General features: G+C 44.8%; 1 protein-coding gene. It reads left to right on the plus strand.

Translation table 11 applies throughout. The features are described 5' to 3' along the window. On the plus strand, window positions 1-587 hold a 587-nt coding region (locus AC1DSE_RS36115), incomplete at its 5' end, for a methyl-accepting chemotaxis protein (protein ID WP_477529227.1). Window positions 588-677 lie beyond the last annotated feature (90 nt).

Consider the following 677-nt stretch of genomic DNA (forward strand, 5'->3'; position numbering starts at 1 on the left):
TTCGCAAGTCAACTGAACATGGAGAGTCAATGTCTGTAGAGATGGTCGATTTGACCTTAACCGGCAAAAACGAGCTGGATAAAGTAACAAAAGCTTTTAACGCCATGACGCTGAATTCTGAGCTTCAGGAGAAACGGATGAATGAGCTTCAATCAGAGGCGGGGTCAATCAGCAAAGTTTCTTTACTAATAAAAGAACTGGCAGAGATGAGTAATCTACTTGCGCTGAATGCTTCTATAGAAGCAGCCCGTGCAGGGGAGCATGGGCGCGGGTTTGCGGTAGTAGCTGGTGAAGTGATGAAGCTTGCAGGCCAAACGAAGCAATTTGCGAACGAAATTACGACGTTAACGAAAACGATCGTTGACGCCATTACGCAAACGACAAGTCTCGCTCATTCAGGACGAATGGAGACGATCGCAAGCGAAGCGAATATCAATGAAGCCGTGGAGGTGTTTAATCATCTTTTCCGAGCGGCAGCTGATAATCGCAATAGCGCGAAGCAAATTGGCGTTTTATCGGAGCAGGCACATCAGCAAGCCGTTCATATCGCAGTCGAAATGAAAAAATTACAGCAATCTTATTTTTAACATGGAGTTTACAAAAACAGAATACGAGGTTTACAAACGGCTAGTAGTATAAAAGGCACGGGGATGAACCCTTACAGACATAATAAGAGG

The sequence above is a fragment of the Paenibacillus sp. 01L418 genome (assembly GCF_056400045.1).